This is a genomic window from Frankia sp. CoBUL1 (assembly GCF_978021245.1).
This window is the reverse complement of the sequence record NZ_CDXDOS010000179.1, coordinates 1-7,127: the sequence shown is the minus strand read 5'-3', so window position 1 is coordinate 7,127 and position 7,127 is coordinate 1. Positions and strand designations below refer to the sequence as shown.

Genomic DNA, 7,127 nt, shown 5'->3' with positions numbered 1-7,127 from the left:
GGGTGGGGCCGCGGGGTCGGCGGCGGTCTCCGCGCGGCTGCGTGGCGCCCCGAACACCCCGACGGCGCGGTGGCGGCGGATCTGGGCGGCGACCGAGCCGGCGCCGCGCCCCGGGTCGCGTTCCCCCTGGCGGCGTTAGAACCGGGCCGCGGCTTGGCCCGGCGAGGTCGAGGATGGCCAGAGCGCGGGGCCGGTCTGCGCGAGATGGGCCAGGTAGGCGCGCGGGGACACCACGCCGGTCTCCTCTCACTTCTCCTACGTCGACGCCCAGGGCCGCCCATGACAAGCGAACTTGACTTGATGGAAAGTCAACTTTACAGTCATGCCATGACCGATGACATGACTGATGAGACGCGGCGGGACAACGTGACACGCGCCGCCCGCAGGGCGATCTTCCTGGACGGTCTCCCCGTCGCCACCCTCGGCGGGATCGCTCTGGCCCTGGGCAGCGGCCCCGACCAGACCGCCGCCCAGAAGGCCTGGTGGCTGGGGGCCAGCGGCGCGTTCACGCTCGCCGTGGCATGGGTACTGCTGCGCGCCTTCCGCCGCGCCGACGAGTACCAGCGCAAGATCCAAGTGGAGAGCATGGCGATTACCTTCGCGGCAGTCCTGGTAGGGCTTCAGCTAGCCGCCCTGCTCGACGCCGCCGGCATTGTCCAGCTACGCCAGCTCGCCCAGATAATCACCATCGGCGGCGTGGCGATGTGGCTGCTGATCGCAGACCTGCGCACCCGTCTACGCCGATGAAGAACCGGCTGCGCGTGCTGCGGGCGGAACGCCGGTGGAGCCAGGCCTACCTGGCCGACCGATGCCGGGTGTCCCGGCAGACCATCAACGCAATCGAGACCGAACGGTACGACCCCAGTCTTCTCCTGGCATTCACCCTCGCCGACATCTTCAGCCTGGCCATCGAGGAGATCTTCATCCCCGACCGGTCAGGGACAACCACCGCCACCGATCGGCCCTGAGCTCGACCTCGGCCAACGCGCCCCAGTCACTCCAACATCGACACCCCGCTCCGTCGACAGATCGCCGATCACCGGCACGCACCGGCCCGCTCCCCCGCTCCCCCCGGCACCACCGGTGACCACAGCGGTCCTGCCCTCCACCGCAAACAGCTCACCCGGACCAGCAACCTCGGGCCGCGCCCATGCCTCCTGCATGCCGCATCCCGCACTTCACGCTGCTGGCGTAGCCCCAGCAGTCGGGACGCTGGCCGAAGACCGGCGGCTGATCCGCCGGATCGTCAGGCGCCGGGCGCCGGGCGCGGGTGAGCAGGCCGAGAAGCGCCAGCGCGGCGAGGGCCATGACGACCAGGCCGTACCCGCGGGCGGTGGGCAGCAGCCCGTGGTGGGTGACCAGGTAGCCGGCGACGACCGCGGGGACGCCGAAGGCGAGGTAGCACAGCACGTAGACGGTCGAGAGCAGGCCGGCGCGTTCGTGCGGGGCGACCAGGGGGATCAGGACGCGCAGGCCGCCCTGGAAACCGGCGCCGAGACCGATACCGGCCAGCGTGGTGCCGGCGAAGAACGTCGGGGTGGAGGGAAGGTCCGCGCCGAGCAGGGTGACACCGACGCCGACGAGCAGGCCCAGGGCGCCGAGGAACATCACGGTACGGGCAGCGGTGCCGCGCACGAGCAGCACCGTCAGGGCCGCGGTCACGGTGAGGGCGAAGACCGCGAGACCTCCCAGCACGACCCAGCGGGAGTCGACGACGAGCCGGGCCAGGCTCGGGCCGAGGGAGAGGTAGAACCCGCTCAGGGCCCAGGATGCGACCAGGCAGGGCGCGGCGATCAGCAGGTCGCGGCGGGCGGCGGCGGGTACGCCGATGGTCGGGCGCAGCGACGCGAGCGCTCCGGGGATGCGCGGTGTGGTCTCGGGCATCGCCGCGACCCCGACCGCCTGGGCGAGCACGATCGCGCACAGCACCAGGTAGACCAGACGGGTGGGAGCGGGCAGGTAGGCCACGAGCAGACTGGACCCGAGGGCGCCCAGGGCCAGGCCGGTGAACGGGCCGACTCCGTTGGCCAGGGTGCCGCGGGCCCGGTCGAGGTCGAGCAGGCCGGCGCCGAGGGCGCCACTGGCGGCGCCGGTCGCCAGGCCCTGCAGAACGCGGCCGACGGTCAGTTCCCCCACCCCGCCGGCGGTGGCGAACACCGCCAGTGCGGCGGCGAGCAGCACCGGACGGCGCCCGATGTGGTCGGAGAGGGCTCCGACGGTGAGCAGCGCGGCGAGGACGGCCAGGGCGAACACGGCGAACACGGCGAACACGGCGAACACGACGGTCACGGTGATCGGGGAGAACCCCCAGCGGGCCTGGTAAACCGGGTAGAGGGGGGTGGGGGCCGAGGACGCGGCGAGGAACGAGCCGATCATCGACGTCTGCAGGAGGAATCCGGCGCGCGGGGACAGCCTGCCCCGGTGGGGCGCCGCGCCCGGGTCGGACGGGGCGTCGCGGGCCGCGGCCTGCCGCGGCAGGGCCACCGCCGGTACCGGGGCGGTGGCCGAGGACGGGGTCCCGTAACCGGCGGCGCCGGTCTGGCCGGTCTGGCCGGCGGGAAGGCCGGTGGCGATGGGTTGGGAGGACATCGGGTTTCCCTTCACCGGACAGCTAAAGCTAAGATTTTGCGTTAGCGCCAGACGGTACCCTCGGCCCGGCGTTAACGCAAAGGATGTGCGTTAGGCTGGATGCGTGAGTCCGTCCGAGGGTCCGCGGCCCGGGGGGCGTAGCGCGCGGGTCCAGCAGTCCGTGCATGCCGCGGTGCGCGCGCTGCAGGCCGAGCGGGGTCGGCACGAGATCACGGTGCCGCTGGTCGCCGCCCGGGCGGGGGTGACCGCCTCCACCGTCTACCGGCGCTGGGGGGATCTGACCGAGCTGCTCGCCGACGTCGCCGCCGAGCGGCTGCGCCCGGAGACCCCGCCGGTGGACGCCGGGTCGCTGCGCGGCGATCTGGCCGCCTACTGCGAGCAGTACCTGGAGGAGATGTCCTCCCCCGCGGGCCGGGCGTTCCTGTGCGACCTGGTCGCTTCCTGCGGCGACGACCGGCCGGCGTGCCGCTGTGACCTGTACATCCGCGAGCAGATCGGGATCATCGTCGAACGGGCCGCGCGTCGCGGTGAACCCACCCCCGGGGTTGGTGAGATCGTCGAGGGAGTCATGGCGCCGATGATGTACCGCATCCTGTTCGTCGCCGACCCGGTCGATCTCGCCGACGCCCGCCGGTTGGTGGACGTCCTGCTCGCCCGCGGCGGTGGTCAGCCGCGCGGGTAGCCGAGCCGGGTGTTGTACTCCTGGACCGCCGAGGCGGAGCTGACCATGGCGATCACCCACACGATGAACCACACCGGAACGGTGATGATCAGTGTGATGATGAAGAAGGAGAACATCCACAGGAACAGGTCGGCGATCAGAAGCACGACACCCGTGGTGGTCCTGCCGGCGTAGATGTGGCCCACGCCCAGCCACAGGAAGGTCAGCAGCAGCGCGACCGCGACCGACTTCGGCGGTACCGGCGGGTAGCCCTGGCCCGGGCCGGGACCCGGGAAGGGTTGCGGCGGGCCGATCGGATACGGCGTCGGACCCGGCCCGCCGGCCTGGCCGTGAGGCGGCGGCTGTCCGTACGGCTCGTATCCGGCCGGCCCGGGCTGCTGCGGCTGCCGGTGCGGATCTTCCCACCCTGTCATGTGACCCCCGATCTTGTCGGTGCACACTGTAACAGGATCATCCGGTTACGTGAATGGACCGGAATACCGGAACCGCGACCGGCCTCCCCGACCTTCAGGAATGTGACATTCACCACACAAAGATCGTTATGTGGATAAACCTGTCGACAAGCCGGTGGGTAACCTGCCGCGGCCCTGTGGATGCCCTGTGGGGCAATGCTGATTCCGGATTCGCCGAGAAGTCAAGATGTTGCGGTGCGTACCGGCCGCGATATCACTGGAGTATGGCTCTGGCGCATCTGACTTCTCGTCCGACCACCACCGCCCGGCCCGCCGTGCCGGGCAGCGCGCCCGCGCTGCCGCCCAGCGTCGCCCGGGTCGCCGCCCGCACCCGGCTGTCCGCCGAGCTACTGGCGGCGATCCTGGAGGTCGAGCGGCGCACACGGGCCACCCTCGAGGACATCGAACGCGCCGACGCGCTGGCCGAACGGCTGCTCGTGCGCCGCGGTGCGCGGCTGCGCGCCGCGGCCGGCCGCCCGGCCCGGTGACCTGCTCCCCCGGGCTCGGCTCAGGCGGCGCCGGCCCGCCGCGAGGCGCGCTCGGCGTGCGCCGAGGTGAGCATCAGAATCTCGTTCATCCTCAGGGCGAGCACCCGCGACGGGCGCTTGTCGAGGATGTCCTCCACCTCGAGGAGAGCGGCTTGGGCCACCGCGGGATCGCGGCGCAGCGTGGTGGCGGCGAGCGACGCCAGCGCCCAGCCGCGGTCGAGGGTCGCCGGGGTGGTCAGGTCGATCGCGGTGTAGGCGGCGGACCGCGCCCCGGGCATCCCGAGGCGGGCCATCGCGTCGGCGACGACGCAGGCCTCCCGGACCTCGTCGAAGGGGGGCCAGCCGGGATGGCGCAGGCCGAGCACGGTCGGCCGGTGGCGCAGCCGGTTCAGGGCGGCGTCGAGGGCTGCCTCGTCGCCGGTGGCCGCGGCGGCGGTGACCTGCACCGCCGCCGCCCAGCCGTGCAGGTAGGGATGGTCGACGGCGGCCGCCTTGGCCGCGGCGTAGCGTCCGGTGACGAAGGCGATCGCCGCGTCCAGGCTGTGCGCGGTGCCGGTAAGCAGCCGGTCGTCGAGCTGGGCGGCGAACTGCTCGGTGAGGGTCGCGAACCGCCGCGCCGAGGTGTCGTCGCCGGTGTCGACGGCCAGCATCCCGAGGGAGAACGACAGGTAGCCGGCGACCCGGGTCAGTTCGGCGTGCACCGTCGGGGACAGCCGCCGTCCCAGGGCGGCCTGGACCCGCCGCCAGTCGGCGATGACCGGGCCCACCAGCGTCGTGTGCGGGGCGGAGAACAGGGTCGTGGCGTACCGGTGCAGCCGGTCGTCGAGTTCGGTGAGCGTCACCGGATCGGGATCGGCGAACGTGATCTCCCGGGAGAGTACCGCCGCGGCCCGTCCGGCGGACGCCAGACCGAGCCGGTCCGAGGCCCGGGTGGGCGACAGTTCCACGCCGTTCATGACCATCCCCTCACGTTCCGCACCGGCGCCTCGTGGCGCACCGGTCACAGCCCGGCGACGGATGTCCGACCGGGCGGGGACCATGCTTCGTTGCGTCGTCCCGTGGCTGGGGCCGCCGCCGGTCGGCACGGCCGGCCGTACGCCGATGATGCTGATGAACCCGCACGGTTCACCCCAGTGCGTAGCTGATCCGGCAAACACTGTGACCAGTCGCAAGCTACCGCGCAAGATGGGGGCGGTGTACAGCGGTTTGACAGATTGATCAGAGTCTGCTCCTGGTCTGCCCCGGACAGTTCGGACGTTCCCGATGATCGAGCTCGGGGTCCGTCCCCGCCGTGCCCGCCCCCGCCGGTGAGGTGGTCGCGGCGCAGGTCAGGCAGGTCGGGGGTGCGGTGTTCCCGGTCGTCGAGCCATCGGTCCAGATCCTGTTCCCTCGACGCCCCGCCGTCGCAGCCAACCCGCGATCCGTCGGATAACTCACAGGCGGATAACTCACCTGCCAGGGCAAGCCGCGCCTCCCCGTGGCCGGGCCACCCTGCCGCTAGGGAGAACTGTGGTAGGGAGAGGCAGTGGATTTCCGCGGGCAGACCGCACTGATCACCGGTGCGTCGACGGGCATCGGCGCCGTCTTCGCCCGCGAGTTCGCCGCCCGGGGCGCCGACCTCGTGCTCGTCGCGCGCGGTGAGGACCGGTTGCGCGCGAACGCCGCCGAGATCACCCGGCGCAACGCGCTGCTGGCCCGGGGTGGGCGGCTGCTGCCGCGGCGGGCGCTGATCCGGATCGCCGAACGCGCCGTCCGCCCGGCCCCGGGCGGCTCTCGCGGGTAGGACCTCGCCGGTAGGCCGGGCGGTTTCGGGATCATCCTCACCCGGTCAGCCAGCGCCACCACGGGCGGAGAGCGGTGCGCAAAGCCCGCTCTCCGCTGACCGCGGCGGTCACCCCCCGGCGCAGGTCCGGCTCCGCAGCAGGCCGAGGCACATATGGGTGTTGCCCTCGATCGAGATCCGCGTCGTGCGGGCGAACCGGAGCGCCAGGGGAACCTGTTCGGGGCCGTAGCGGCGCCCGTCGTGGTCGACCAGGACGACGTCCCGCGGGTCGCTGCCGAGCCCGAGCGAGGCGCGTCGACGTACCAGTGCGACCGTGAGGTTGTCGTCCGGCAGGTCCCCGAGCCGGATCTCCCCCATATCCGACTCGGGGAGCTCGGGGTGGGCTCGCAGGTAGGCAGCGAGGCACCGCTCCACCGCGGCCGTGTGCGCCTTGCGGCGGAACGTGGTGCGTAGCTCGTCGAGCGAGTCGTCGGACTCATGGCCGAACGTCCCTCGGTACCCGGCGTCGGCGGCCAGGCCGCGGTTGATGAGGCCGGAGTCGTGGTGCTCGTCGAGCTGCACGACCACCTGCCGGTCCCCGGCGACTGCGACCAGGATGTCCTTGGCGTCGGAGGCCATCAGGTAGGCGAAGGTGGGCGAACAGAAGGCCGTGGGCAGGCGCAGGTGCACCTCGATCCGGGCGTCGTCGACCGACACCGAGTGCACGAACCCCAGATCGGTGATCGGCTCGTCCAGCTGCCGTCGTACGTCGGCCTCGGTCAGGACGGCTGACGCGACGGTCATCACGCGCCTGCCAGCTGCAGCCCGGCCGGCACCGGGAGGTCGTACATCTTGGCGGCGTTGAGCCCGAGGATCTTCTTCTTCTGCTCCGTGGTGATGGGTGCGTACCCCATGTCCTCGGGGAACTGCCAGTCGACGAAACTCTCGATGAGCCACTTGGGCGTCCAGATCGCGTAGTCGGAGGAGAACTGGATCTTGTCCTCGCCGATCCAGTAGAGAAGTTCGCCCATGACCTGGGCGAAGTAGCGCGGCTTCGAGTACATGAAGTGCATGACCACCGCGAGTCCGCCGTATACGTTGGTCTCCTGGGTCGCGATCCAGCAGAAGTCCTCCAGCCGGGGCATCCCCACGTG

General features: G+C 71.8%; 10 protein-coding genes. 5 read left to right on the top strand and 5 right to left on the bottom strand.

The features are described from left to right. The first annotated feature begins 339 nt into the window (after nt 1-339). On the top strand, nt 340-747 hold the full coding sequence (locus AC08OX_RS12950; RefSeq protein ID WP_476608053.1) for a hypothetical protein: 408 nt from the start codon (nt 340-342) through the stop codon (nt 745-747). After that, entirely contained in the window at nt 744-968 is a 225-nt protein-coding gene (locus AC08OX_RS12945; RefSeq protein WP_011436695.1) for a helix-turn-helix transcriptional regulator, read from the top strand. The genes AC08OX_RS12950 and AC08OX_RS12945 overlap by 4 nt, the downstream gene beginning before the upstream one ends. 151 nt (nt 969-1,119) lie before the next feature. Here the strand turns inward: AC08OX_RS12945 and AC08OX_RS12940 are convergent, their stop codons facing one another. Continuing rightward, a complete protein-coding gene (locus tag AC08OX_RS12940) occupies nt 1,120-2,589 on the bottom strand; it encodes an MFS transporter (RefSeq protein ID WP_476608052.1) in 1,470 nt (489 codons plus the stop codon). 103 nt (nt 2,590-2,692) lie between these two features. On the opposite strand from AC08OX_RS12940, the gene AC08OX_RS12935 reads away from it, so the two are divergent. Next, nucleotides 2,693-3,271: a TetR/AcrR family transcriptional regulator gene (locus AC08OX_RS12935; RefSeq protein ID WP_476608051.1), complete on the top strand. Its 579-nt coding sequence runs from the start codon at nt 2,693-2,695 to the stop codon at nt 3,269-3,271. Here AC08OX_RS12935 and AC08OX_RS12930 read toward each other — a convergent pair. Beyond that, entirely contained in the window at nt 3,256-3,684 is a 429-nt protein-coding gene (locus tag AC08OX_RS12930) for a TM2 domain-containing protein (protein ID WP_476608050.1), read from the bottom strand. The two genes, AC08OX_RS12935 and AC08OX_RS12930, sit on opposite strands and share 16 nt — an antisense overlap. Before the next feature lie 263 nt (nt 3,685-3,947). Between AC08OX_RS12930 and AC08OX_RS12925 the strand changes: the two genes are divergently transcribed. Next, nucleotides 3,948-4,211 carry a hypothetical protein gene (locus tag AC08OX_RS12925; RefSeq protein WP_476608049.1) on the top strand — a complete coding sequence of 88 codons (264 nt, stop codon included), beginning with the start codon at nt 3,948-3,950 and terminating at the stop codon, nt 4,209-4,211. Nucleotides 4,212-4,231: 20 nt separating this feature from the next. Here AC08OX_RS12925 and AC08OX_RS12920 read toward each other — a convergent pair whose 3' ends face one another. After that, nucleotides 4,232-5,167 carry a hypothetical protein gene (locus AC08OX_RS12920; RefSeq protein ID WP_476608048.1) on the bottom strand — a complete coding sequence of 312 codons (936 nt, stop codon included), beginning with the start codon at nt 5,165-5,167 and terminating at the stop codon, nt 4,232-4,234. A 569-nt stretch (nt 5,168-5,736) separates the two neighbouring features. On the opposite strand from AC08OX_RS12920, the gene AC08OX_RS12915 reads away from it, so the two are divergent. Continuing rightward, on the top strand, nt 5,737-5,994 hold the full coding sequence (locus AC08OX_RS12915; protein ID WP_476608047.1) for an SDR family NAD(P)-dependent oxidoreductase: 258 nt from the start codon (nt 5,737-5,739) through the stop codon (nt 5,992-5,994). Between the two features lie 108 nt (nt 5,995-6,102). Here the strand turns inward: AC08OX_RS12915 and AC08OX_RS12910 are convergent, their stop codons facing one another. After that, nucleotides 6,103-6,777: an iron-sulfur cluster assembly protein gene (locus tag AC08OX_RS12910; RefSeq protein WP_476608046.1), complete on the bottom strand. Its 675-nt coding sequence runs from the start codon at nt 6,775-6,777 to the stop codon at nt 6,103-6,105. Further along, on the bottom strand, nt 6,777-7,127 hold a 351-nt coding region (locus tag AC08OX_RS12905), incomplete at its 5' end, for an amidohydrolase family protein (RefSeq protein WP_476608045.1). The genes AC08OX_RS12905 and AC08OX_RS12910, both read right to left, overlap by 1 nt.

Bases quoted from the DNA above. Each gene is read 5' to 3' on its own strand.
- AC08OX_RS12910 (WP_476608046.1), bottom strand. From the start codon at position 6,777: ATGACCGTCGCGTCAGCCGTCCTGACCGAGGCCGACGTACGACGGCAG.
- AC08OX_RS12930 (WP_476608050.1), bottom strand. From the start codon at position 3,684: ATGACAGGGTGGGAAGATCCGCACCGGCAGCCGCAGCAGCCCGGGCCG.
- AC08OX_RS12950 (WP_476608053.1), top strand. From the start codon at position 340: ATGACTGATGAGACGCGGCGGGACAACGTGACACGCGCCGCCCGCAGG.
- AC08OX_RS12945 (WP_011436695.1), top strand. From the start codon at position 744: ATGAAGAACCGGCTGCGCGTGCTGCGGGCGGAACGCCGGTGGAGCCAG.
- AC08OX_RS12940 (WP_476608052.1), bottom strand. From the start codon at position 2,589: ATGTCCTCCCAACCCATCGCCACCGGCCTTCCCGCCGGCCAGACCGGC.
- AC08OX_RS12920 (WP_476608048.1), bottom strand. From the start codon at position 5,167: ATGAACGGCGTGGAACTGTCGCCCACCCGGGCCTCGGACCGGCTCGGT.
- AC08OX_RS12925 (WP_476608049.1), top strand. From the start codon at position 3,948: ATGGCTCTGGCGCATCTGACTTCTCGTCCGACCACCACCGCCCGGCCC.